Consider the following 25,079-nt stretch of genomic DNA (forward strand, 5'->3'; position numbering starts at 1 on the left):
CGTTTATTCCCGTATAAAAGAAGTTTACAATCCATAGAACCTTCATCCTTCACGCTACTTGGCTGGTTCAGACTCTCGTCCATTGACCAATATTCCTCACTGCTGCCTCCCGTAGGAGTTTGGACCGTGTCTCAGTTCCAATGTGGGGGACCTTCCTCTCAGAACCCCTATCCATCGAAGACTAGGTGGGCCGTTACCCCGCCTACTATCTAATGGAACGCATCCCCATCTTACACCGGTAAACCTTTAATCATGCGAAAATGCTTACTCATGATAACATCTTGTATTAATCTCCCTTTCAGAAGGCTGTCCAAGAGTGTAAGGCAGGTTGGATACGCGTTACTCACCCGTGCGCCGGTCGCCATCGGCCTTAGCAAGCTAAGACCATGCTGCCCCTCGACTTGCATGTGTTAAGCCTGTAGCTAGCGTTCATCCTGAGCCAGGATCAAACTCTTCATTGTAAAAATATTATTTTTCAACACTTAAGTTGATAATCTGCTCAAGAACCAAATCTATCAATAATCTATAATTGACGGTTTCTGTTTTCCTACACATTATATATTATATAACATGCAGACTTGTACTACTTGTTTGTTTATCTATAATCGTTTCAAAGAACTCTTCTTTATGTGCTTTCGTTTGAAAAGCGGGTGCAAAGGTAAGAGATTTATTTTTAACCACCAAATGTTTTCGAAAGTTTTTTTGAACTTTTTTTTCAGGCGGCTGGTTGCATGCTCCAAAAGGTCTTATCCCTTCTCGCTCCCTTAGCCCGGCTAAGGTAAGATATCGGGTGCAGAATCCTTTATAAGGAAGAAACTCTCCTACGCTTGTCTCACCAAGTCAGTCACACACTGTTTCAGTGCCGCATCTCTCTCGATTGCGGATGCAAAAGTACACGGTTTCAACATAACTGCCAAACATATCATCTGATTTTTCTTACACTTTTTTGAAACTTGTTTGTAACATGCTGATTTACAACAATACAGAATAAAGACTTTTTGAAAACAACAAAACTGGAAGGAAATCGAATATACATTATTATATTAAAAGCGCGTATACGAACACAAGAAAAGTCTTAAATATACTCACGGTTTAATCCTGTTTTATAGAAAGAATAAACTAAAAAAACAGGCACCACACGATAACTTATTATAGTATTTATATTACCTTTGAAACCATAAAACAAATAATCCAATAATATTAATTTAATTATGACCATACATCATCTTGCTATCTGGACCTTTAGGCTAGAAGAGTTAAAAACATTCTATACCACCTATTTTAAAGGGAAAAGTAATGAAAAGTATATTAATCCTCAAAAGGGATTCGAGTCTTATTTTATTTCTTTTAACGGAGGTGCTACTTTGGAGCTGATGAGCCGCACAGATATCCAACATGCCCCTATAGAGGAAAACAGACAAGGGCTAACTCATTTTGCCTTTTCCTTCGACAGCAAAGAAGAAGTACTCCAAACCACGGAATTACTCCGTACCAAAGGATATATCATTGCAAGCGAGCCCCGAACATCGGGTGACGGATATTTTGAAAGTGTAATACTAGACCCGGATGGAAATCGGATAGAATGTGTTTACAAGTAGTAAAAAGAGCATTCTAAAAGTTTTTGGACAGGGAAAGTGTGCCAAAACAAAATCCAACTTACTAATGAATACTATTCAAGCACGGATGATACGAAAAAAGTAAATTTATTCGTATGAATCCATGCCTGAGAATCGTGATTACTTAAAATAATATAGAAAGATTGCAATACCTTCCAATGCCTTTTTAGGCTGGTCTTTAATCTCGATAGTAAATTTGATTTCAGCTTTTGCTACCCCACGCAGGTTCTGCAAAGAGTGCAAGCTTGCTCTCATACGGATACTTTGTCCCGACAAGACAGCCTGGCCGAACTTCATCTTATCCATTCCATAGTTAATCATCATCTTCAAATTATTCACTTCTATAATCTGATTCCACATGTGCGGAAGCAAAGAAAGGGTAAGATAACCATGTACAATCGTGCTATGATAAGGACTTTCCACCTTCGCACGTTCTGTATCCACGTGAATCCACTGATGATCCAATGTTGCATCGGCAAAAAGGTTAATACGTTCTTGAGAAACTTCCACATAGTCAGAAACACCTATTTCCTGTCCCACTAATTTCTCAAAATCTTCATACGAATTAATTATTACTTTATCCATTATTCTTTATTTATAAGGTTAATTCTTTAACATAAGGGCAAAAATAGTAAAAATAACACTACCTTTGTCTTCATTCTTCATTAAAAATAAAATAAAGTGGATAGAATTCAATTTTATGAAATAATATACAGCATTGTCAAGGAGATTCCTGTCGGCTATGTCATGACTTACGGACAAATCGCTTATCTGGCAGGAGAACCCCAATATGCACGCATGGTAGGTTGGGCCATGTTTCATGCCCCCAAAGAATGGTACCTCCCCTGCCATCGTGTTGTTAACAGCCAAGGAAGATTGGTTCCAGGATGGCAAGAACAAAAAGCATTGTTAGAGAAAGAAGGAGTTACTCTCAAAGCCAACGGCTGTGTAAACATGAAACTTCATCAATGGCAACCGGCAGACCATGAATAGTCCTTATTCACAACGGCAATAGGTATTGGCTCCACACCGGCATCTAGGCAAAAGCTGCTCACTCAGTTCATCCCGGTAGAACTCATACAGTTGTCTGTGCATCAAATCATATACTTCAGCCACCTGTTGTTCCACCAAGTCCTCGTCATTATAATAAGCTTGAAAAGGATCATTATACAAAAAATGCTTCCAATTTCTCACCACATTATCAAAATCTTTCCTGCTTTCTTCCGCTTCCCGACAAAGTGTTACCACATAATCCCAAGGCTGATGACAATACAGCTCCACATCCACAGGCTTTTTGTGGGACAAATGATACCCATTTTGTTCCATCACACTGAAAACAGTATCAGGAATACCATTTCCCGGCAACACTCCTGCCGTAAAGACTTTCATTCCTCTTCCAAAAGAAGTCAATATTTCCATAGCCATTCTGCTACGACAAGCATCATTATTACTGACTATCAATATATTCATCATAACACTCTCTACTTTATGCTTACTATTACATATATTATAACAATTCCCGTGCCATAAATGTTCGTACCGTATGTGTCTTCCTGTGAAAGAAATACATTTCGAACGGCCAATAAGTCATATAGCTGTTACCTATAAACACAATTTTCATCTCCATATCCCACTATCTTTTTACCAACTTGCGTGGATCACCACTCCAAGAGCATCCCAAACAAAACACCTCATTCATATCAAAACCTTCTGTCGATACATCCTCATACTTAGGAATAACCTCCCCTTTATCAGATACATAAACCAACAATCTCTCCCCTGTAGCATTCTTCACATACATACCGGATATCTTGCACTGCGGACACAATAATTTCCTCATTCTGTTCATCTTTATTTAACTTTTATACATCACTTCATTACCCACTCGAGCAGGTAATACAAAAATAAACAAAGAAAGGATGCATATTGATTATTCCAATTTAATTTTTGTTATCTCGACACAAATACTCATCTTTGCACCCAAAATAGAAAATAACGAAATACAGATATGCTGCATCATTTCACCCGCTCCATTGCTCACATTGCATTGCCGGACAAGTTTACCTATCCTTTTCATTACACCCCTCACCCCCTGTGTGTGATGGCGGCTGATGAAGTACAAGTCTATTTACAGCATCAGGCTCAATGGCAAGATGAATTGCAGCAAGGCAAAATGTTCGGCGTACTGATTGTGCAAACCACAGAGGGCGAAATCGGTTATCTGGCTGCTTTCTCAGGCATTCTGGCCGGAAAAAATATCCATCCTTATTTTGTTCCTCCCATCTACGATTTACTCCAACCGGACGGATTCTTCAAGAAAGAAGAAGAACATATCTCCGCTATCAACCACCGCATACGTGAGCTGGAAGAGGATACCTCTTATCAGAAATGCCGGCAAGCATTGGAAGAAGAAACAGCACGATGCAGCCGACTCCTTTCACAAGCCAAAGCCAAACTGAAGGCTGCCAAAGAACTGCGCGACTGCCGCCGTCAGACGGAACAACTGAGTGAATCCGAACAGGCTGCCATGATCCGAGAAAGCCAGTTTCAAAAGGCCGAACTGAAGCGTTTGGAACGTAGTTTGAAAGAACACCTATCCTCCTTGCAAAAAGAAACGGACACATACGTTTCTCAAATAGAAGCATTAAAGAATGAACGCAAAAGCCGTTCCGCCACTTTGCAACAGCAATTGTTTGAACAATTCCGCTTGCTGAACGCCCGCGGAGAAGTGAAAGATCTGTGCAGCATCTTTGCGCACACCGTCCATAAGATTCCCCCAGCAGGCGCCGGCGAATGTGCCGCTCCTAAGCTATTGCAATACGCCTATTTCCACCATTACCGCCCTGTGGCTATGGCAGAATTTTGGTGGGGCGATTCCCCAAAAGCGGAGATACGGCATCACGGTCACTATTATCCGGCTTGCAAAGGAAAGTGCGAACCCATCCTGGGTCACATGCTTCAAGGGCTGGAAGTAGAAGAAAATCCATTGCTGGAAGACAATCACCGGACAACGGTGCTCGATATAATCTATGAAGACGATTATCTATTGATAGTCAATAAGCCTGCGGGTATGTTATCCGTGCCCGGAAAAGAAACAGCCGATTCCGTTTACAGTCGCATACGCCACCTGTACCCGGATGCCACCGGTCCGTTGGTAGTCCATCGCTTGGACATGGCCACCTCAGGTCTTCTGCTCATTGCCAAGACGAAAGAGGTACATCAAAATCTGCAAGCCCAGTTCAGCAACCGCAGTATCAAAAAACGCTATACCGCTCTTCTGGAAGGCATAGTGTCTGATGAGGAAGGAACGATTGATCTTCCCTTATGCCTAAATCCTTTAGATCGTCCCCATCAAATAGTGGATAAAGAACATGGAAAGCCTGCCATCACACGTTACCGGGTGCTTGCCCGAACAGAATCGCAAACACTTGTCGCCTTTTACCCACTCACCGGGCGCACTCACCAACTGCGAGTTCATTCGGCACATTCCCTCGGACTACACTGCCCTATCAAAGGCGACGAACTCTACGGCAGCAAGGCCGACAGACTTTATCTGCACGCAGAGTCTCTGGAGTTTACCCATCCTGTCAGCAAGGAAAAAGTAACTATCGAGGTGAAAGCCGACTTTACGCAACAGTGGCTACCCCAACCGAAGGCGGAACAATCCGTTTGATTTTTCCATATACATAGATAAAGGCAGGAATCAAGAACAAGTCGGCAAAAACCCATGCAGTCGGATCACCGAAACAAACAGCAAAATATCCCCATGCCGGTACTGCAAACAGACTGACCAGCGTGCGGGCAATCATTTCCGATACCCCCGAAAGCATGGCAAGATTAGTGTATCCGGCTCCCTGAATGGTATAGCGCAGAATGCAAAGCAGTCCCAATACTGGAAAGAAGATTACCGATATATGCAAAAACAGTTCCGTATCTTTCAGAATCTCCAGTTCGGATGCTTCTACAAATAGCAAGGCAAAGGTCTTTGCTCCCAACAGGAGTACCACAAACACAAAAGCGCAGTAAACCAACATCATCCATCCGCTAGCCTTGATACCCGCCCAGATTCGCTCAGGCTTTCCTGCCCCATAGTTCTGCCCGCTATACGTTGCCATTGCGATACCCAGACTCTCCAACGGACACATACAGAACATCTTGATACGCATGGCCGCCGTGAATGCCGCTACACATGCTGTACCTAATGCATTGTTAGCGCTTTGAAGCATGATGCTGCCAATGGCGGTTATGGAGAACTGCAACCCCATCGGCACACCGATATATAATAAGGTACGAGCCAGTGACGTTTGAAACTTACGTTCGGCAACAGTAGTTTTCAGTATTTCAAACTTACGCATCATATAGAAGTAACACAATCCCGCCGACACTCCTTGTGAAATGACCGTAGCAATGGCAGCACCTGTTACTCCCCAATCCAAAACAAGGATACAAAACAAATCAAGCAACACATTCAGTACTGTGGAAAACAACAGAAACCAAAAAGGTGTTTTACTATCGCCCAATGCCCTGATAATACTGGATAATAAGTTATAAAAGAACGTGCAGGGCACTCCTATAAAAGTCACAAGCAGATAATAATACGCATTTCGGAAAATTGTTTCAGGAGTACGCATCACCTTCAGAATATCTGCACAGAATAGACTGGTAACAATCGCTATCACAACCGACATTACTACGGCTAGTTGCAGACTGACCGACACCAGCCGCCGCATCGTGCCGTAATCCCTCGCACCGAACTTCTGTGCCACCGGAATGCCGAATCCCCCACAGCAGCCGTTGCAAAAGCCAAGAATCAGAAAAACCACCGAAGTACCGGCTCCCACAGCAGCCAAATCATTTATACCCAAAAACTGTCCGACAATCGCAGCATCCACCAATGAATAAGTCTGCTGAAGCAAATTTCCCAATAATAACGGCAGTGCAAAATTAAAAATCAAAGGAAACGGCCGCCCTGATGTCATCTCTTTAGAAGTTGCCATAAAGTATAAGTATTGTAAATCGTGCGTAAAGATAGATGATATTCCACAATTATATGTATTTTTGTAACCACATTTAAACAGACAACCTCAATTACATGACACATATCAAGAGCCGCATCACCCGCGAAAAGAAAATAGTAGAACTGATGATTCGCCTCTATTGCAAAAGGAAGGAAAGAAACCGGGAGTTGTGCCCCGCTTGTCAGGATTTACTAAAATATGCCCATGCCCGTCTGGAGCATTGTCCTTTCGGAGAAAAAAAATCCACCTGCCGTTTATGTACCGTCCACTGCTACAAGCCCGAAATGCGACAACGAATGCAAAGCGTAATGCGTTATGCAGGTCCCCGCATGCTTCTTTATCACCCCATTGCGGCTATCCGACATTTGATGGAAGAAACAGGCCATCTCTTCTTTACTCACACAAACTAGCTCAAGATATTTCATATTAGCAATCATTTTATTAATTTTGCAGCGAAATTAAGTTTACCACAAAAGCAAGACTAGATTTTCTTTATTTGAATGACAGGACGATTGTGGATTTTTTCTACACATGTAGCACCAATTCCACATTTTATTCATCGGCTGTTCAATGCCTAAACCTCTGATTATGAATAAAGAAAAATACTGAGTAGTCCCGTGGCACGCTGCTTGTAGTTCTGTTTGTGGCATCTTAACATTAACAAATTAAGGTATGAGACATTTTTTTACACACAAAGAAATCAAGCTGAAAAAAAAGAGAACAGCAATTGCAGTCATAGGTATTGGACTAGTATTAGGTATTTATTTTATAGTATCGCGTCGGCCGGCGCACCAACAGGAAACCCCGGTAGTAGCCATAGAACCGGTCACACGTGAAGACGTTGAAATCTATGGTGAGTATGTAGGTCGTATACGTGCCCAACAGTTTGTCGAAGTACGTGCCCGTGTAGAAGGTTACCTCGAACAGATGCTTTTTGCCGAAGGAACTTATGTCACAAAAAATCAAGTACTTTTTGTTATTAATCAGGAACAATATCGTGCCAAAGCCGACAAAGCACGTGCTCAGTTGAAGAAGGATGAAGCACAGGCATTGAAAGCCAAACGTGACTTGGAGCGTATCCGCCCGCTATATGAGCAGAACGCTGCCAGCCAGTTGGATTTGGATAATGCCATCGCTGCTTTTGAAACGGCCGAAGCCTCTGTTGCCATGAGTCAGGCAGACCTCGACCAAGCCGAGCAGGAGTTAGGCTATACCATCGTCCGTTCTCCGCTGGCAGGTCACATCAGTGAACGCCATGTCGACCTCGGAACACTGGTCGGTCCGGGTGCCAAATCTCTTTTGGCCACTGTCGTAAAGAGTGACACAGTACTTGTGGATTTCAGCATGACCGCTCTCGACTATCTGAAGAGTAAAGAGCGCAACGTAGAGCTCGGCCGTAAAGACTCTACCCGTTCATGGCAGCCCAATATCACTATCACACTGGCCGACAACACCGTCTATCCTTTCAAGGGACTGGTAGACTTTGCCGAACCGCAGGTAGACCCCCGTACCGGTACATTCTCCGTTCGTGCCGAGATGCCCAACCCCGAACGTGTACTGCTTCCGGGACAGTTTACCAAAGTAAAACTTCTGCTTGACGTAAGAGAAAATGCCGATGTCGTTCCTCTGAAATCTGTTATTATCGAAAAAGGCGGAGCCTATATTTATGTCATGCGCAAAGACTCCACTGTAGAGAGACGTTTTGTCGAACTCGGCCCCGAATTCCAAAACAATGTAGTGGTAGAAAGAGGTATCGCTGCCGGGGAAATGATTGTTACCGAAGGATACCACAAATTAAATCCGGGCATGAAAGTCAAAGTCAGTGATGCCGCAGAAGACAAAAAGCCGGAAGAAACCCTGTAAAAGAAGGGAAGTTACACATTCCAAATAAAAAAACATTATGAAAGTAAGTTTCTTTATAGACAGACCCGTATTCTCGGCTGTCATCTCTATATTGATTGTCATCGTGGGTATCATCGGACTTACGATGCTCCCCATCGACCAATACCCGCAAATCACTCCGCCGGTGGTCAAAATCAGCGCCTCTTATCCGGGTGCAAGCGCCCTGACCGTATCGCAGGCGGTTGCCACTCCCATCGAACAGGAGCTGAACGGTACCCCGGGCATGCTTTACATGGAGTCAAACAGTTCTAACTCGGGAGGTTTCTCGGCTACCGTCACTTTCGATATCTCAGCCGATCCCGACTTGGCAGCCGTAGAAATCCAGAATCGTATCAAGCTGGCCGAATCGCGCCTTCCTGCCGAAGTGATTCAAAACGGCATCTCGGTGGAAAAACAGGCAGCCAGCCAGTTGATGACCATCTGCCTCACCTCGACCGACCCTAAGTTTGACGAAATCTACCTGAGTAACTTCGCTACCCTGAATGTGCTTGACCTGATCCGTCGTATTCCCGGTGTGGGACGTGTATCAAACATCGGTAGCCGTTACTATGCCATGCAGATTTGGGTACAGCCCGACAAGCTGGCTAACTTCGGTCTGACCGTAGCCGACCTGCAAAATGCCTTGAAAGACCAGAACCGCGAATCGGCAGCCGGTGTATTGGGACAACAGCCTGTACAAGGCTTGGATGTTACCATCCCCATCACCACACAAGGTCGTCTGTCCACCGTCAGCCAGTTTGAGGAAATCGTTGTCCGCGCCAATGCCGACGGTTCCATCATCCGTTTGCGCGATGTAGCACGCATCTCGCTCGAAGCACAGTCCTACAACACGGAAAGTGCCATCAACAATGGAAATGCTGCCGTATTAGGCATCTATATGCTGCCGGGAGCCAATGCCATGGAAGTAGCCCAGAAAGTAAAAGAGGCAATGGAAGAAATCAGCAGCAACTTCCCCGAAGGGATGAGCTATGAAATTCCTTTCGATATGACCACCTATATTTCAGAGTCTATCCACGAGGTATACAAGACCTTGTTCGAGGCCCTGATACTGGTTATCGCCGTGGTATTCCTCTCTTTGCAGAACTGGCGTGCAACAGTCATCCCGCTGGTTGCCGTGCCTATCTCGCTGATCGGTACTTTCGGCTTTATGCTGATCTTTGGCTTCTCGCTGAACATACTTACTTTGCTGGGGCTGGTACTTGCCATCGGTATTGTGGTAGACGATGCCATCGTGGTGGTGGAAAACGTGGAACGCATCATGGAAGAAGAGCACCTGTCTCCCTATGAGGCCACCAAGAAAGCAATGGAAGGACTGACAGGCGCCATCATCGCCACTTCACTGGTATTGGCTGCGGTATTCGTCCCGGTCAGCTTCTTGGGAGGTATCACCGGACAGCTCTACCGCCAGTTCACCGTGACCATCGTTGTGTCCGTATTGCTCTCTACCGTAGTGGCGCTGACCCTGAGCCCGGTGATGTGTTCGCTCATCATGAAGGCTAAGGACCCCAACAAGAAACCGAATGTCGTGTTCCGCCGCATCAACCACTGGCTGGCTGTCGGCAACCATAAATATGTGAAAATCATTTCACGCCTTGTGAAGCATCCGCGCCGGGTACTCAGCAGTTTTGGTGTTGTGCTCATCGCCATCCTGCTCATCCACCGCATCATCCCCACCAGCTTCCTCCCCATCGAGGATCAGGGATATTTTAAGATAGAGTTGGAATTACCCGAAGGAGCTACACTGGAGCGCACCCGCATCGTAACGGAACGTGCTGTAGACTACCTGATGCAACAACCTGCCGTAGAATATGTGCAGAGTGTGGCAGGAAGCAGTCCCCGTGTGGGAAGCAGCCAGGCACGCAGCGAACTCACAGTCATCCTGAAACCGTGGGAAGAACGCGGCGAGCAGACCATTGACGAAGTCATGGCACAAGTCAAGAAAAGCCTGAACGAGTATCCCGAGTGCAAGGTTTACCTCTCCACTCCTCCGGTGATTCCCGGTCTGGGTAGCTCGGGCGGTTTCGAGATGCAGCTTGAAGCCCGCGGAGAAGCAACCTTCGAAAATCTGGTAAATGCGGCGGATACGCTGATGTACTACGCTTCCAAGCGCAAAGAGCTGTCGGGATTGTCATCTGCCCTCCAAGCAGATATTCCCCAACTCTACTTCGATGTAGACCGTGATAAAGTGAAATTTTCGGGTGTGCCATTGGCAGATGTATTCTCCACCATGAAGGCATACACAGGTTCTGTATACGTCAATGACTTTAACATGTTCAACCGTATCTACCGTGTGTACATCCAGGCAGAAGCTCCCTACCGCGAGCATAAAGAGAACATCAACCTGTTCTTTGTGCGCGGTGCAGACAATGCCATGATACCGCTGACCTCACTGGGTACTACTTCTTACACCACGGGTCCGGGTAGCATCAAGCGTTTCAATATGTTCAACAGTGCCGTGATTCAGGGCCAGGCTGCCGACGGATACAGTTCCGGTCAGGCTATGGAAATCATGGAACAAATTGCCCGCGAACACCTTCCCGACAATATCGGAGTGGAATGGAGCGGACTTTCCTTCCAGGAAAAACAAGCAGGCGGGCAAACAGGTCTGGTACTGACACTGGTATTCATGTTCGTATTCCTGTTCCTTGCCGCCCTATACGAAAGCTGGATGGTTCCGGTTGCCGTATTGCTCTCCCTTCCGGTAGCTGCCTTGGGCGCTTACCTCGGCGTATGGGGATGCGGACTGGAAAATGATGTTTACTTCCAAATCGGATTGGTGATGCTGGTAGGACTTGCAGCCAAAAACGCCATCCTGATTGTGGAATTTGCCAAGGAACAAGTAGACCGCGGCGTTGATGTGGTTCAGGCAGCCATGCATGCTTCCGAACTCCGTTTCCGCCCTATCCTGATGACTTCACTGGCATTCATCCTCGGTATGTTGCCGATGGTTATCGCCAGCGGTCCGGGTTCTGCCAGCCGCCAAGCCATCGGTACGGGTGTATTCTTCGGAATGATTTGCGCCGTAACAGTGGGTATCTTGCTGGTACCGTTCTTCTTTGTCCTGATTTATAAGATGAAAGCAAAAATGAAACGCTAATAATTGAAGAGTTATGAAATTGAAATCTACATTATTATATATAACTGCGGCAACACTCACATTCAGTTCCTGCCAGATAGGGAAACACTATACGCGTCCCGAACTGAACTTGCCGGAGCAACTGGACTCTACCCAACAAGATACGCTCACCATTGCCGAAATGCAGTGGTGGGAAATCTATACCGATACCACACTCCAAAATCTGATAGACAAGACACTGGAGCACAACAAAGATATCAAGATGGCTGCCGCCCGTGTCAAAGAACTGGCTGCCATGAAACGAATTGACTTTGCCAATCTCTTTCCGCAACTGAACGGAAGTGTGTACACTCAGAAGGAGGCTTCCAATTATGGAGGCGACAAATACAGCAACGACCCCGAGACAGGAGCCAAAGCCACTGTCAGCTGGGAAGTGGACTTGTGGGGTAACCTCCGCTGGGCAAAAGACAAAAGTATGGCTGACTTTTTGGGAAGCATAGAGGCACAGCGTGCACTGAAGATGAGCCTGATAGCAGAAGTAGCTCAGGCTTACTTCGAACTGGTGGCACTCGATAATGAGCTGGCTATTGTCAAGCAAACCTTAAATGCGCGTGAAGAAGGTGTCCGCCTCGCCAAAATCCGTTTTGAAGGCGGTCTCACTTCCGAAACGTCCTACCAGCAGGCACAGGTGGAATATGCCCGTACTGCCACATTGGTCCCCGACCTGGAACGCAAAATCTCCATCAAGGAAAACGACATTGCTTTTCTGGCAGGCGAATATCCCAAACAGATAGAACGTTCCATCATGCCCGATGAAGTGAAGTTGCCTGAAAGTCTTCCCATCGGATTACCGTCCACTTTGCTGGAACGCCGTCCCGATGTGCGTCAGGCAGAGCAAAGGCTGATAGCTGCCAATGCCGCTGTAGGCATCGCCTATACCAATATGTTTCCGAAATTGTCGCTCACTGCTCAATACGGGCTGGAAAGCGGAGAGATGTCCGACTTGCTGAAATCACCCATCCACTACCTGAGTGCCAATCTGCTCGGTCCCATCTTTGCCATGGGTAAGAACCGCGCCATCGTAAAGGCTAAAAAGGCCGCTTATGAACAAGAGTGTTACAATTATGAGAAATCCGTACTGACTGCTTTCAAGGATGCCCGTAATGCGATTGTCGACTTCAACAAGATAAAGGAAATCTATGAATCACGGTTGCAGTTGGAACGCTCTTCCAAAACAAACATGGAACTGGCGCAATTACAATATATCAACGGAGTAATCGGCTATCTGGATGTGCTCGATGCGCAGCGTAGTTATTTTGACGCACAGATTGGCTTGAGCAATGCCGTCAGAGACAAACAAATCACCATGGTGAGACTATATAAAGCTTTGGGAGGAGGATGGCAATAAGCCATCCTTCTTTCATTTTTATGCTGCTTTACAAACAGTTTACCACATCTTTTTCCCGCTCTTTGGGAGTCACCGTCAGCTTCACCAGTTTTTCTCCTCTCCATTCTGCTTCCACGGTGGTCTGCCCCGGAGCATGCAGTTTGAAGTGCACATCCCATCCGCGAGGCCATGCCGGAAAAAGCAAAATCTTTCCATTCACCTCCTGCAACAGCATCTCCTGCATCCCCATCATACCGGCATTCCCTTCATTCAAATCAGGCGTCCACGCGTCATTAGTCTGTCGGAAAGCCGGGAAACGATAAGGACCGTCGGAGAGTCTTTTCAAAGTCAGCTCGGACGCCTGTTCCGTCAGTCCCAGGCAGGCAGCCCACACATTGTCCAGCTTCTCCCCGGTCTGCGCACGACACTTCTGCACATCCCTGTCAAACAGATACGTATTACGGGCTGTTTCCAATCCTTCCCTGCCCACTCCGTATATTCTCCACGGAAAGACAGGGAGCAACTGGGGCGTACCTGCCTCACCTGTCCGTTCCCACACCTCAGCCGGAAGAATCCTCTCTTTTCCTTCCTCCGTCCGCAAAGGAATGGAAGGAATACGCGCCAGCATATCGGGTTTACGTCCGTAGGCCTCCAGCACCGAACAGAGTGCGGCAATGGTCGACGACGGATTATATGCCATCTTATAGGTTGCCCCTGCCGAAGCCGGATACAGAACCAGCTTGCCTTTTCCGTCCAAATCGCTGTATCCCCGGCGGGCAGCCGTGCCGCGATAATAAACATCAAAGAAGTTCAGCGAACTCTCTATCAGGGGAATGTAGCGGCTGATGTCCATACTGTCATAGCTTACAGCGTCCAGCACCATGCGGCACGTCTCCAGCACACCGTCCCATTCATACTCCGAAGAAGGATGATATTCCCTCCCTTTATCAAAGCCTTCGGGACGGTTCAGTCCGTACGCCGCCGGATTCACCAAGCCGAAGTTTTCCGTCTCTTCACTGAAACAAGCCCCGGAATATCCCCAATACACCTGCGAACGGAGTTGCGCCGTGGGCAGCAGACGGCGATAACACTCAAACAGGGGTTTCATCAGGTCGGTATCTCCGTTTTTCAGCATCGGCCAATATACCAGTGCCATCTCGTGTGCCGTCAGCGTACCCGCCCCTCCCCTTCGGTAGTCGGGTGTGAGTTGCGATTCACCTCCCATTGTCGAAGGATCGAACGTAAACAGCCCTCCGTCGGGCTTCGCCGGCCATTGTCCGAATGCATTACAAGCTGCCATATAGCGATACAAATCATAGTTGCGTGCCGCACGAGCCGCTTCTCCTTCCGCCCGCACGAAACTGCGCTGCCAGAACTCATTCCACCATCGGCGGCTCGCCTCTTTGTCCTTTGCCGCATGCAGTTCCTTTTCCGTTTTCTCCAGTCCGGCTTCCCAATCGGACACAACAGGAGTCTGTACCGCATGCAAGGTGATTCTGAAAGACTGTCTGTTGGCAGGTTTCCTGCTTTTATATGTCCATGCCTCATACTCCGTTCCGCAGTAATGCCCCCGGCGTGTGCCGCTGAATATCAAATCACCCGCAATGCGGCCTCCGAATATCAGATTTCTCAACGGGTTATATAAATGAAAAGCCTCGCTTTCCAGGCCTTGCTGCTTTATGACAGCATCGACAACGGTATGCGAGGCATTTCGATGAAAAAAAGTCAGGTTCTCTTCTCCTACCAGGATGGAATCGTGTGTGGTGACCACCGTTCCGGGCCACTCTCCCGCATAAGAACATTGTAGTCCTTCCTCGCGACTCATCACCCGGTCTGCCGTTCTCCAACTTTCATAACTGACACGCATGGAGGTCACTTCCTTGGTTTCCACCTCCACATGCACCACAGGATGGAACACATCCGCCCAAATATGCATCTGCCCCACCGGAGTAGTGACGGACACATATCCGTCTTCCAGATGAAGCGTCTGGCGGAAATCACTCCTGCCGGCAAACGGATTGGGGGTAAGCCGGATACGGAAACGTCCCTGCTTCAGCAGCGTGTTGTTCTCATCAAACGAACCGCTGCGACACAAATAGAAGAAGACATCATCATCCTCTACCCACACATTCATACCGATATCTCCTCCGCCACAAGGCATGGAGCCGGATGAATTCCGGCTCTGACTGTTCCATACCACATCGGCAGGCTGTCCCCACAAGGCCGTACTTCCGAGGAGCCAGACAAACAATAACGTAAAAAAAACCTTCATATCTTATTTTTATTTATCTCCTAGTATACCGCAGAAGCGATAATCTGGATAAAGAGTATCAGCACCACCATGGCAATCGGATATACCGTAGCGTATGCCACACTCGGAATATTGCTGTCCACCATCGAATCGGCGGCGGCAAGTCCCGGTGTACTCGTCATACCGCCCGTAATGGTACCCAACAAGTCCAACAGACTGATGTTAAACACCAATCGTCCCACCAAAACGGCTACCAACATAGGTACAAGGGTAATGGCTGCTCCCACTCCGAACAGCAGCATACCGCTTTCTTCAAACGTAGCCACGAGGTTCTTTCCTGCCGATGTTCCCACTTCTGCCAGGAACAGCAGTAAACCCAATTGGCGCAATAACTGGTTGGCAGGTCCGGACATCGACCACAAGACAGGTCCTGTCTTACCTACGGCACTCAGCACCAATGCCACCATCAACACGCCTCCCGTCAATCCCGGAGAAAAAGAAAGCCCGCCGGGGAAAGAAAGATTCAGTTTGCCGAACAACACGCCCAGCACGATACCCATGGCAATAGGGAAAAAGTCCGTATCGGACAGCTGCTTGGCATTGTTACCAAGCAAGCGTGCCACGCCTCTCAGTCCTTCCTTCTCGCCTACCACCATCAGTTTGTCACCAAACTTCAGTTCCAGTTCGGGCGACGGAGAAAGATCGATACCGCTTCGGCGAATACGAGTTACCGTACAACTGAAATTTCGTTGCAGGTTCAAATCGCCCAACTGCTTGTTTATCATATCTTTCTTAGTCAGTAACAATGACTCTATCTCTTGTGTATGGTCCAGCGGCAACTCCCCTTCCCGGCGTTCGCCCACCAGCACCGCAAACTGCTGCAACGACTCTTCGCTGCCCACCGCCTGCACATAATCTCCTTCCTGCAACAGCGTTCCGGCTGTCGGCATCAGAATTTTTTCTTCATGCTTCACACGTGACACCACTGCCCCTGTCATGGCACGCGCATTGATCTGTGCCAGCGTGCGTCCGAATACGGCACGGTTTGTCACACGGAAGATGCAAGTACCCAGCTCGGGGAAACTGCCGCGACGCTCCGCTTCCAGCCTGCGCGCCTCCTTGTCCAAATCCACATGCATAATCTTCGGCAACAACTTCACAAACAAAATCACACCGATGACACCAAACGGATAAGCGATACCATAGGCAATGGAAGCCAAAGGCGAATTTGTGCTGTCGATAGCCACCGCAAGTCCCGGAGTACTGGTCAATGCCCCCGCTATCAGGCCCACCACACTGGGCGTATCTATGTCAAACGCATATTTCAGTCCCACTGCCGTCAGTCCGGCCGACAGAATAATGAGTACGGTCAGGATAATCAGTGTCTTTCCCTTACTCCTGAAAGAATCGAAAAATCCCGGGCCTGCCTGTATACCAATCGTAAAGATAAACAACACCAGACCGAAGTTTCCTAACTCCTTGGGAATAATCACACCGAAATGTCCGAACAACAACGCGATGAAAATAACGGCCGACACATCCAGCGACAGCCCTTTAATCTTGATTCTTCCCAACATAAAGCCCAACGCCACAATGAGGAAGAGCGAAAAATAAGAGGATTTTAATAGGTCTATTAACATGTTTTTATATGGTTAGTTTCTAATTGCAAAGATAAGTAAAAAAGCAAATGCCTTCCAAGCGTTTATTCATGAATAAATTGAATTTCGATGAAATAAAAACACCGTTCTCTTTTATAATACAAGACTTTTTCTATATTTTTCAAGTACTAAAGAATATTTTTTAATATTATCCAAACATTAACATTTATATAAAAAAACTAAATCAAAAATTTGATTATTGTATTATTAATATGTAATTTTGCCCCCGTAAAGAAAGTTATACCAACGGTAAAGTCAGAATCTCCGAGGCATCTTTCGACAAAAACTATTATCTAACATCATGTAAAAGCCACCCGAACGACCTTCAAGAAACATTACGGAAAAGGATTTTAAAAGAGTGAAATTATGATACAGATTCAAAGATTTAACAAAGCCTTAAAATCGGCAGTCATTATTGGGGATTTAGCTATTCTGAATATCCTTTTCGTCTCATTGTACTTCATATGGACGACACATTCAGAACAAAAAGTATTTGACGGAACATTGCCTCAGATTTTGGTTCTTTTCAGTTTGTGCTATTTTGCCTGCACCATTTCGAGAGGCATCATCCTGCACCGTCGCGGCGTACGTGCCGACCAGGTTGTGCAACACAGCCTGCTCAATATGTTTTATTTCATATTGCTGTCCATGACTACTTTCACGCTGGCAGATTTCGGTCAATACTCCCATTCCTTTTTTATCCTTTTTTATCTGTTGTTCACCCTTTGTCTCATTTGCTACCGGCTGACTTTCCGTTCCTGCGTCAAAATATACAGAAAACACGGAGGCAACTCACGCACGGCAGTCTATATGGGAAGTACAGAAAATATGACGGAACTTTATCATGAGATGACCAACGACCCCACCAGCGGATATCGTGTAATCGGTTATTTCGATTCCGTACCCAACGAAAATTTCCCGGCCTCCTGTCCTTATCTGGGCAAGCCCGAAGAAACCATCGACTACTTGAAACAGCATCATGTGGAGCAGCTTTATTGCAGTCTTCCATCCTCGATGGGCAATTGCATTCTGCCGGTCATCAATTATTGCGAAAACAATCTGGTACATTTCTACAGTGTACCCAATGTGCGCAACTACCTTCACCACCGCATGAGCTTCGGTCTGATAGGCAGTGTGCCTATCCTGCGGTTGCACGAAGAGCCTCTCAGCAGTTTTGAAAACAGGCTGGTAAAGCGCACCTTCGACTTCTTTTTCTCACTCTTATTCCTCTGCACCCTGTTCCCTGTCATTTTCCTGATAGTCAGCGCAGTGATTAAGATTACCTCGCCGGGCCCCATCTTCTTCAAACAAAAAAGAAACGGACTGAACGGCAAAGAATTCTGGTGTTACAAATTCCGTTCGATGAAAGTGAACAAAGATGCGGACAAGATACAGGCTACGCTAAACGACCCCCGCAAGACAAAGTTCGGCAACTTTATGCGCAAGACCAACATTGACGAGCTTCCCCAATTCATCAACGTGCTGCTGGGCGATATGTCCATTGTCGGTCCCCGCCCCCACATGCTGAAACATACGGCAGAATACTCGCAGCTTATCAATAAATATATGGTGCGCCACTTTATCAAACCGGGCATCACAGGCTGGGCACAAGTGACAGGTTTCCGTGGGGAGACCCGCGAACTGAGTCAAATGGAAGGACGTGTAAAAGCAGACATCTGGTACATGGAACACTGGACATTCATGCTCGACCTCTACATCATCTATAAAACCGTGGCAAATGCGCTTCACAAAGACAAACAAGCTTATTAACCAAAAGACAAAATATAAAAAAACGAATAGACAAATGAAAAAAACGAATTATGCCTTGCTGGTTCTTCTTGCCCTCGTATTGGCAAGCTGTTCCGCCTACAAACAAGTTCCATACTTGCAAGCATCCGAGTATCTGGACACTTCCGGCCAGAATCCCCCCCTCTATGATGCCCGCATCATGCCCAAGGACTTGCTGACCATCACAGTCAATACTACGGATCCGGAAACAGCAGCACCATTCAACCTGATCGTAGCCACTACCCTCAGTAATCAAAACAAGAACCTGACAAACCAGCCCGTATTGCAGCAATATCTGGTAGACAACAAAGGCAATATCGACTTCCCCGTACTGGGCATCCTGCACATCGGCGGACTGACCAAAAGCGAAGCCGAGAACCTCATCAGAGAGAAACTGAAAACCTACATCACGGAGGTGCCCATCGTCAATGTACGCATGGCCAACTATAAAATTTCCGTCATGGGAGAAGTGACCAACCCCGGCAGCTTCGTTATCAGCAACGAGAAAGTAAACCTGTTTGAGGCACTCGCCATGGCAGGCGATATGACCATTTACGGACAACGCGATAACGTGAAACTCATCCGTGAAGATGCACAGGGACACCGTGAAATCATCCCCCTGAACCTGAACGACGCAAGCATTATACTGTCTCCTTATTATTACTTGCAGCAGAACGATGTGATTTACGTCACTCCCAATAAGACCAAGGCCAAAAACGCCGGCATCAGTAACAGTACCACCATCTGGTTCTCCGTAGTGGGTACACTCGTGTCGCTTGCCAGCCTTATTGTTACTATTTCCCGATAAAACAACCCGATTTCATTATGAAAGAAAATTTATACGACGAACTTTATACCGAACAAGAAGAACAGGTAGACTACAAAGCCCTCTTCTTCAAATACCTCATCCACTGGAAATGGTTTGTTGCCAGTATTGTGGTATGCCTGATAGGAGGATGGATTTATCTGCACTACACCACACCGGTGTACAGCATTACCGGCTCTGTCATTATCAAAGACAACAAGAAAAACAACAGTGTCAGCACCGGACTGGCCGATTTGGAAGATCTCGGTTTTTACTCGTCTACCAACAACTTCGACAATGAAGTGGAAGTGCTGCACTCACGCACCCTGCTGAAAAAAGTAGTGGAGGAACTGGACCTGTATATCAACTACAGAACCCGTGAGAACCTCCGCCCTGTAGAGCTTTACAAAGACACACCGGTAAAAGTGTGGCTCACCCCCGAAGAGGCAGAAAAACTGCCCAATGGCGCAGCAGTGCTTGAAGTGGTACTGAAACCCGGAGGAAAGCTGAGTGTCAGCACGGAAATAGACGAACAGGAATTCAAACAGGATTTCAACAAACTTCCTGCCCTGCTCACTACCCCTTACGGTACGTTCAGCTTTACTCCCGGCGACTCGGCAATCGTTGAAAAGGAACAGGAAATCACCGTCACCGTGGCAGCTCCGCGCATCATGGCAAACGGATATGCCAATGCGCTTTCCGTGGAACCGACCTCCAAGACCACAACCATTGCCCAAATCACTTTACAGAATACCAGTCCCCAACGCGGCGTAGACTTCATCAACAAGCTGATAGAAATCTATAACCGTGATGCCAACGACGATAAGAACGAAGTGGCAAGCAAGACTGCCGAATTCATCGACGAGCGTATCAAAATCATCAACGGAGAGCTGGGAACCACCGAAAAAGAGCTGGAAACCTTCAAGCGAGATGCCGGACTGACCGACCTGAAGAGTGACGCTCAACTGGCACTCAGCGAAAACTCCGAATACGAAAAGAAACGTGCCGAAAACAGCACCCAGCTCCGTCTGGTGCAATTCCTGTCAGAGTATGCCAATAACCCCGACCATGCCTACGAGGTATTGCCGGTCAACGTGGGTCTGACAGACACCGGCCTGACCGAACTCATCAACCGCTACAACGAAATGCTGCTGGAGCGCAAACGTCTCCTCCGCACCTCATCGGAAAGCAACCCCGTGGTGGTGAACCTGGACGCCAGCATCCGTGCCATGCGCAGCAACGTGCAGACCACCATCCTGAGTGTGCAGAAAGGATTGATGATTACCAAAGCCGACCTTGAACGCCAGGCAGGAAAATACGCCGGACGAATCACCAGCGCACCGGGTCAGGAACGCCAGTTGGTGAGCATCTCGCGCCAACAGGAAATCAAGGCGGGACTGTACCTCATGCTGTTGCAGAAACGCGAAGAGAACGCCATTACGCTGGCTTCTACCGCCAACAACGCCCGTATCGTGGACGAAGCACAGGCAGGGCTGTTCCCCGTCTCTCCCAAAGGCAAACTCATCTACCTGATTGCCTTCGTCTTGGGAATCGCCATCCCGGTGGGCATCATTTATATCATCGAACTGCTGAGATACAAGATAGAAGACCGTTCGGACGTAGAGAAACTGACTACCGTACCCATCATCGGCGATATTCCCGCATCAGACAATATGCCGAAAGAAGGTTCGGTGGTGGTACGCGAAAATCAGAACGATATGATGGCCGAAACCTTCCGCAATGTCCGTACCAACGTGCAGTATATGTTGGGCAGCAATCAGAAGGTGGTGTTAATCACTTCTACCACCAGTGGCGAAGGAAAATCATTTGTGGCTGCCAACCTTGCCATCAGCTTTGCCCTGCTGGGCAAGAAAGTGGTCATCGTGGGGCTGGATATCCGCAAGCCGGAACTGAACAAAGCCTTCCAGATGTCGCATAAGGAAGACGGTATCACCCGTTACCTTGCCGACCCGGAACACACCGACCTGATGTCGTTGCTGCAACAGTCCAATGTCACCCCCAACCTGTACATCCTGCCCGGCGGTGCCATCCCTCCCAACCCGACCGAACTGGTGGCACGCGACTCGCTGGTACAGGCTGTCGACCGGTTGAAAAAGGAATTCGACTATGTGATACTCGATACCGCTCCCATCGGTATGGTGACCGACACCCAACTGATTTCGCGCGTGGCAGACATGAGTATTTACGTATGCCGTGCCGGTTATACACCCAAAGCAGGCTATCTGTTCATCAACGAACTGAGAGACCATAAGAAGTTGCCCAACCTGTGCACCATCATCAATGATGTAAACATCAAAACCGGAAAGTACGGATACGGCACGTATGGCAAATACGGCTATGGTAGAACCTATGGCTACGGTTACGGATACGATGAAAAAAGTAAATAAATAATACTTCATTTTTTAGTTACATAATAGACAACTAGAAATCCCTTCCCCAAAATGTTAATTATTTAACACAAAGGGAAGGGATTTTCATTTATCTACGGATAAATCATATAAATATTTTACTCATACAATTTACTTGTCACCTCAAAACAGGGACATTCCTTCACCCACTCTTCGGGGCTGATGCGTCCGTCGCCGTTGCGGTCGGGACTCAAATCCCGGTGTCCGCACACCCGGCAGCCGGGATAATCCATCAACAACGTTCGGATAAGCACCCTCAAAGAGTGTTTCTGCCATTCGGTACGCGTATCTGCGGGACGATAACGGACATCCAGTCCGCCTTCATAACAAATACCGATGCTGTACGCATTGTAGCCCAGCGCATGTGCTCCCGGCTTCTCTAGGGGGCGCGTATTCTTAATATCCCCATTCTTGCGGATATAGAAATGATAACCCGCCCCATTGAATCCGCGATGCCGATGACACACCTCCAAGTCGTTTTCAGTAAAGTCCCTGTCCGCACGTGTGGCGGAACAGTGGACTACAATCAGGTTAATCTCTCTCATTCTTTCTTCTCTTGGCTCTGAGGAGCAGCATGATGCACTCCAGAATCTTAATAATCAAGTTTTTCATATTTCCTCCTTTTTAAAACAATTAAAACTCTATTCCGAAACTTTTTTTAGGGATGTGCCAAAACGTTTATAATGCTATCATTTCATCGGTAGAGACGAGGTTCGCCTACTCCAAACAGCTTGTTTGTGTATTACTCCCAAGGTCGTGACCGTTGGTAAGGGCAGGCAACCCCTCCCCCTACAGTTGACGATTTGACAGACCGGTTCAGTTTTGACACACCCTCAGAGGTTAGCCCTCGTTTACACCGGAGACTTCCTCTTCAGGCTTCTTCTCCTCCTTCTTAGGCAGCTTGTTCACCTTGCTGAACGACAGCGCCGTCAGCATGCCGCTCAACGCCAGTCCGGGACGGAAATTGATACGCGCCTTGTTAATCATGGAAACATCATACTTGTCTTCCGAATCGGCCCCCTTGCCGCTCACACCAATCTGAAACGTGCCCAAATCCGCCAGACGCACAATCTCGCCTGCACTCAGCGCCTCCACAATCACATCTTCCAACGCCGTGAGCACTGCCGCCACATCAGCACGTGTCACGGTACAGGTTCTCTGAATTCGTTCCGACATCTCGCGGACTGTGACATCGCCGCTGGCCTGAGCCTGGGCATAGAAACGTACTCCCGCTTCGGGTTCCTGCGGGTTTTTACGGGGTACGACCGAATAAGATACTGACTTTGACATAATCTTCTAATTTTTAATGATTTATACTTATAACTTCGAAATCTCAAGCACCGGTTACTCTGTGATTACATGACAAAGATACGACGGTGAGAGAAGCCATTGTCGGGCTTCGTCGGAATTGGTGGAGAAAGGTAACGAATGGTCTTGAAAACTTGCTTTCAGCAAGAGTATTTGAGAAACATCAACCTCACTCTTAAAAAAACAGACTGCACCGAATGCCTTTTCCATATAAATCATTATCTTTGTCCGTTATAGAAACACAGAAAAACATAATGGGAAAGTTTATCAATCCGTTCACCGATTACGGCTTCAAGAAAATATTCGGTCAGGAAGTATCCAAGGAGTTGCTAATCGAGTTCTTAAATGATTTGTTGGAGGGCGAACGGGTGATAACCGACCTTACCTTTCTGAACAATGAGCAGTTGCCGATCTATCCGGAAGAGCGTATTGCCATCTACGACATCTTCTGCACCACGGACACGGGTGAGAAAATAATTGTGGAGATGCAAAACCGCTCCCAGGTTTATTTCAAGGAACGTGCTCTGTATTATCTTTCCCATGCCATTGTCCGTCAGGGCGTGAAGGGAGAGAGTTGGAAGTTCGATATAAAAGCGGTGTACGGAGTCTTCTTCATCAATTTCCTGTTGGACGAGAACCATAAGTTGCGCACCGATGTTATATTGACAGACCGTGAGACCGGAAAATTGTTTTCGGATAAACTGAGGCAAATCTTTATCGCATTACCCCTGTTTAATAAGACAGAAACAGAGTGCGAAACGGATTTTGAACGTTGGATATTTGTATTAAATAACATGGAAACATTGAATCGTATGCCTTTTAAAGCTCAGAAAGCCGTATTTGAGAAGTTGGAAGAGATTGTTGATGTTCATTCTCTCTCCGAAGAAGACCGTGTGCGCTATGAAAACAGTGTAAACGCCTATCGTGATTATTTGGCTACCATCGACTATGCAGCAAAGAAAGGAAGTGAAGAAGGGTTTGAAGAAGGGTTTGAGAAAGGAATTGAAAAAGGGATTGAAAAAGGAATCGAGAAAGGGATCGAGAAAGGAATCGAGAAAGGGATTGAGAAAGGAATTGAGAAAGGGATTGAGAAAGGACGTCGAGAAGAAAAATTTGAAACGGCTCGCAACCTGAAATCCTTGGGAATGACCTCTGAGCAAATCATGCAAGTCACCGGCCTTTCCCTTACAGAAATCGAATCTCTGTAACCTACTTTCTTCATCTTCCATGAGAAAGACTTAAAAAACAGAGACCATTCGGAGTTCCGCCGGAGAAGATTCCATCTACTCCACAAGGAACTCCTCCCCCTCAAAAAAAGAACGGAGCATGTCGAAACAAACTTCATTAATCATTTGATAATCAGAGATTTTATTGTTATATTTACATTAAAGAACAATAAATAATCATAGTAAGAATAATGAAGAAAGAAGAAGAAACATTCGCCATCCGCACTTACGACAAGGCGGAACTGGCGTCGCTCTATTGCCCCGGACGCGAACCAGGAGCCGCCCTGCAGAACCTTTATCGATGGATACGGCGTATCCCCCGCCTGACGGAAGAACTCAATGCCACAGGCTACAACAAATACCGCCATTGCTACCTGAAACAGGAGGTGGAAATCATTGTGAAATACCTGGGAGAGCCTTAACGGAAAAGAGAGTTGCGAAAGAAAAACAGCACAAAAACGCACTAAAGTGTTTCCGGAAAACTCTTCCGTCTTTCAGGAAAAGACTATTATGTTTGGGAAAAAGACCTTGATGTTTTTCGAGAACATCAAGGTCTTTTTTCAGGGTGAATGCTATCGGGCGGACACACGGGTCTGCCCTGAATTCCACACATAC

The 25,079-nt window shown here is 46.9% G+C and carries 21 protein-coding genes; 12 read left to right on the forward strand and 9 right to left on the reverse strand.

Translation table 11 applies throughout. The annotated features are described in order from the left end of the window. The first annotated feature begins 1,211 nt into the window (after nt 1-1,211). Nucleotides 1,212-1,598, forward strand: coding sequence for a VOC family protein (locus HMPREF1534_RS10550; protein WP_005939659.1), 387 nt, complete (start codon nt 1,212-1,214; stop codon nt 1,596-1,598). Nucleotides 1,599-1,736: 138 nt separating this feature from the next. Here HMPREF1534_RS10550 and HMPREF1534_RS10545 read toward each other — a convergent pair whose 3' ends face one another. Next, nucleotides 1,737-2,201 carry a MaoC family dehydratase gene (locus tag HMPREF1534_RS10545; RefSeq protein WP_005939663.1) on the reverse strand — a complete coding sequence of 155 codons (465 nt, stop codon included), beginning with the start codon at nt 2,199-2,201 and terminating at the stop codon, nt 1,737-1,739. A gap of 96 nt (nt 2,202-2,297) precedes the next feature. On the opposite strand from HMPREF1534_RS10545, the gene HMPREF1534_RS10540 reads away from it, so the two are divergent. Then, entirely contained in the window at nt 2,298-2,609 is a 312-nt protein-coding gene (locus HMPREF1534_RS10540; RefSeq protein WP_005939666.1) for an MGMT family protein, read from the forward strand. Nucleotides 2,610-2,612: 3 nt separating this feature from the next. Here HMPREF1534_RS10540 and HMPREF1534_RS10535 read toward each other — a convergent pair whose 3' ends face one another. Both HMPREF1534_RS10535 and HMPREF1534_RS10530 read right to left on the reverse strand, forming a co-directional pair. Next, entirely contained in the window at nt 2,613-3,086 is a 474-nt protein-coding gene (locus HMPREF1534_RS10535) for an arsenate-mycothiol transferase ArsC (RefSeq protein ID WP_025066757.1), read from the reverse strand. 163 nt (nt 3,087-3,249) lie between these two features. Further along, nucleotides 3,250-3,456, reverse strand: coding sequence for a hypothetical protein (locus HMPREF1534_RS10530; protein ID WP_025066756.1), 207 nt, complete (start codon nt 3,454-3,456; stop codon nt 3,250-3,252). 168 nt (nt 3,457-3,624) lie between these two features. On the opposite strand from HMPREF1534_RS10530, the gene HMPREF1534_RS10525 reads away from it, so the two are divergent. Next, complete coding sequence (locus tag HMPREF1534_RS10525; RefSeq protein ID WP_005939678.1) at nt 3,625-5,289, forward strand: RluA family pseudouridine synthase; 1,665 nt, start codon at nt 3,625-3,627, stop codon at nt 5,287-5,289. Here HMPREF1534_RS10525 and HMPREF1534_RS10520 read toward each other — a convergent pair. Further along, entirely contained in the window at nt 5,243-6,613 is a 1,371-nt protein-coding gene (locus HMPREF1534_RS10520) for an MATE family efflux transporter (RefSeq protein ID WP_005939681.1), read from the reverse strand. The two genes, HMPREF1534_RS10525 and HMPREF1534_RS10520, sit on opposite strands and share 47 nt — an antisense overlap. Nucleotides 6,614-6,708: 95 nt before the next feature. On the opposite strand from HMPREF1534_RS10520, the gene HMPREF1534_RS0118955 reads away from it, so the two are divergent. The 4 genes from HMPREF1534_RS0118955 to HMPREF1534_RS10505 all read left to right on the forward strand — a co-directional run bounded on the left by HMPREF1534_RS0118955 (nt 6,709) and on the right by HMPREF1534_RS10505 (nt 13,020). Beyond that, nucleotides 6,709-7,044, forward strand: coding sequence for a nitrous oxide-stimulated promoter family protein (locus HMPREF1534_RS0118955; protein WP_018452500.1), 336 nt, complete (start codon nt 6,709-6,711; stop codon nt 7,042-7,044). Nucleotides 7,045-7,306: 262 nt separating this feature from the next. Then, nucleotides 7,307-8,497 carry an efflux RND transporter periplasmic adaptor subunit gene (locus HMPREF1534_RS10515; RefSeq protein ID WP_005939687.1) on the forward strand — a complete coding sequence of 397 codons (1,191 nt, stop codon included), beginning with the start codon at nt 7,307-7,309 and terminating at the stop codon, nt 8,495-8,497. A 37-nt stretch (nt 8,498-8,534) separates the two neighbouring features. After that, complete coding sequence (locus HMPREF1534_RS10510) at nt 8,535-11,633, forward strand: efflux RND transporter permease subunit (RefSeq protein WP_005939691.1); 3,099 nt, start codon at nt 8,535-8,537, stop codon at nt 11,631-11,633. 13 nt (nt 11,634-11,646) lie between these two features. Then, nucleotides 11,647-13,020 carry an efflux transporter outer membrane subunit gene (locus tag HMPREF1534_RS10505; RefSeq protein ID WP_005939695.1) on the forward strand — a complete coding sequence of 458 codons (1,374 nt, stop codon included), beginning with the start codon at nt 11,647-11,649 and terminating at the stop codon, nt 13,018-13,020. 28 nt (nt 13,021-13,048) lie between these two features. Here the strand turns inward: HMPREF1534_RS10505 and HMPREF1534_RS10500 are convergent, their stop codons facing one another. Together HMPREF1534_RS10500 and HMPREF1534_RS10495 are read right to left on the reverse strand one after the other, a co-directional pair. Next, nucleotides 13,049-15,271 (reverse strand): DUF5703 domain-containing protein, encoded by a 2,223-nt coding sequence (locus HMPREF1534_RS10500; RefSeq protein WP_005939698.1) that lies wholly within the window; start codon nt 15,269-15,271, stop codon nt 13,049-13,051. 20 nt (nt 15,272-15,291) lie between these two features. Next, nucleotides 15,292-16,890 carry an aspartate:alanine exchanger family transporter gene (locus tag HMPREF1534_RS10495; RefSeq protein ID WP_005939701.1) on the reverse strand — a complete coding sequence of 533 codons (1,599 nt, stop codon included), beginning with the start codon at nt 16,888-16,890 and terminating at the stop codon, nt 15,292-15,294. A 384-nt stretch (nt 16,891-17,274) separates the two neighbouring features. On the opposite strand from HMPREF1534_RS10495, the gene HMPREF1534_RS10490 reads away from it, so the two are divergent. From HMPREF1534_RS10490 to HMPREF1534_RS10480, 3 genes are read left to right on the forward strand one after another with little or no spacing between them, the layout of a single operon-like run. Continuing rightward, the gene (locus tag HMPREF1534_RS10490; protein ID WP_005939707.1) at nt 17,275-18,678 is read left to right on the forward strand and encodes an undecaprenyl-phosphate glucose phosphotransferase; all 1,404 of its coding nucleotides are present in this window, start codon (nt 17,275-17,277) and stop codon (nt 18,676-18,678) included. Nucleotides 18,679-18,712: 34 nt separating this feature from the next. Further along, a complete protein-coding gene (locus HMPREF1534_RS10485; RefSeq protein WP_005939710.1) occupies nt 18,713-19,504 on the forward strand; it encodes a polysaccharide biosynthesis/export family protein in 792 nt (263 codons plus the stop codon). A 17-nt stretch (nt 19,505-19,521) separates the two neighbouring features. Then, the gene (locus HMPREF1534_RS10480; RefSeq protein ID WP_005939713.1) at nt 19,522-21,909 is read left to right on the forward strand and encodes a GumC family protein; all 2,388 of its coding nucleotides are present in this window, start codon (nt 19,522-19,524) and stop codon (nt 21,907-21,909) included. A 119-nt stretch (nt 21,910-22,028) separates the two neighbouring features. Here the strand turns inward: HMPREF1534_RS10480 and HMPREF1534_RS10475 are convergent, their stop codons facing one another. The 3 genes from HMPREF1534_RS10475 to HMPREF1534_RS20325 all read right to left on the reverse strand — a co-directional run bounded on the left by HMPREF1534_RS10475 (nt 22,029) and on the right by HMPREF1534_RS20325 (nt 23,448). After that, the gene (locus HMPREF1534_RS10475) at nt 22,029-22,475 is read right to left on the reverse strand and encodes an N-acetylmuramoyl-L-alanine amidase (protein WP_005939715.1); all 447 of its coding nucleotides are present in this window, start codon (nt 22,473-22,475) and stop codon (nt 22,029-22,031) included. A 295-nt stretch (nt 22,476-22,770) separates the two neighbouring features. Continuing rightward, the gene (locus tag HMPREF1534_RS10470) at nt 22,771-23,220 is read right to left on the reverse strand and encodes an HU family DNA-binding protein (protein WP_005939718.1); all 450 of its coding nucleotides are present in this window, start codon (nt 23,218-23,220) and stop codon (nt 22,771-22,773) included. A 54-nt stretch (nt 23,221-23,274) separates the two neighbouring features. Beyond that, nucleotides 23,275-23,448 carry a hypothetical protein gene (locus tag HMPREF1534_RS20325; protein ID WP_154653394.1) on the reverse strand — a complete coding sequence of 58 codons (174 nt, stop codon included), beginning with the start codon at nt 23,446-23,448 and terminating at the stop codon, nt 23,275-23,277. Between the two features lie 44 nt (nt 23,449-23,492). Between HMPREF1534_RS20325 and HMPREF1534_RS10465 the strand changes: the two genes are divergently transcribed. Both HMPREF1534_RS10465 and HMPREF1534_RS10460 read left to right on the forward strand, forming a co-directional pair. Next, nucleotides 23,493-24,446 carry an Rpn family recombination-promoting nuclease/putative transposase gene (locus tag HMPREF1534_RS10465; protein ID WP_005939724.1) on the forward strand — a complete coding sequence of 318 codons (954 nt, stop codon included), beginning with the start codon at nt 23,493-23,495 and terminating at the stop codon, nt 24,444-24,446. Nucleotides 24,447-24,655: 209 nt separating this feature from the next. Continuing rightward, nucleotides 24,656-24,886, forward strand: coding sequence for a DUF4248 domain-containing protein (locus HMPREF1534_RS10460; protein WP_005939726.1), 231 nt, complete (start codon nt 24,656-24,658; stop codon nt 24,884-24,886). The last annotated feature ends 193 nt before the right edge of the window (nt 24,887-25,079 follow it).

The sequence above is a fragment of the Phocaeicola massiliensis B84634 = Timone 84634 = DSM 17679 = JCM 13223 genome, assembly GCF_000382445.1.
In the GTDB taxonomy this organism is placed as follows: domain Bacteria; phylum Bacteroidota; class Bacteroidia; order Bacteroidales; family Bacteroidaceae; genus Phocaeicola; species Phocaeicola massiliensis.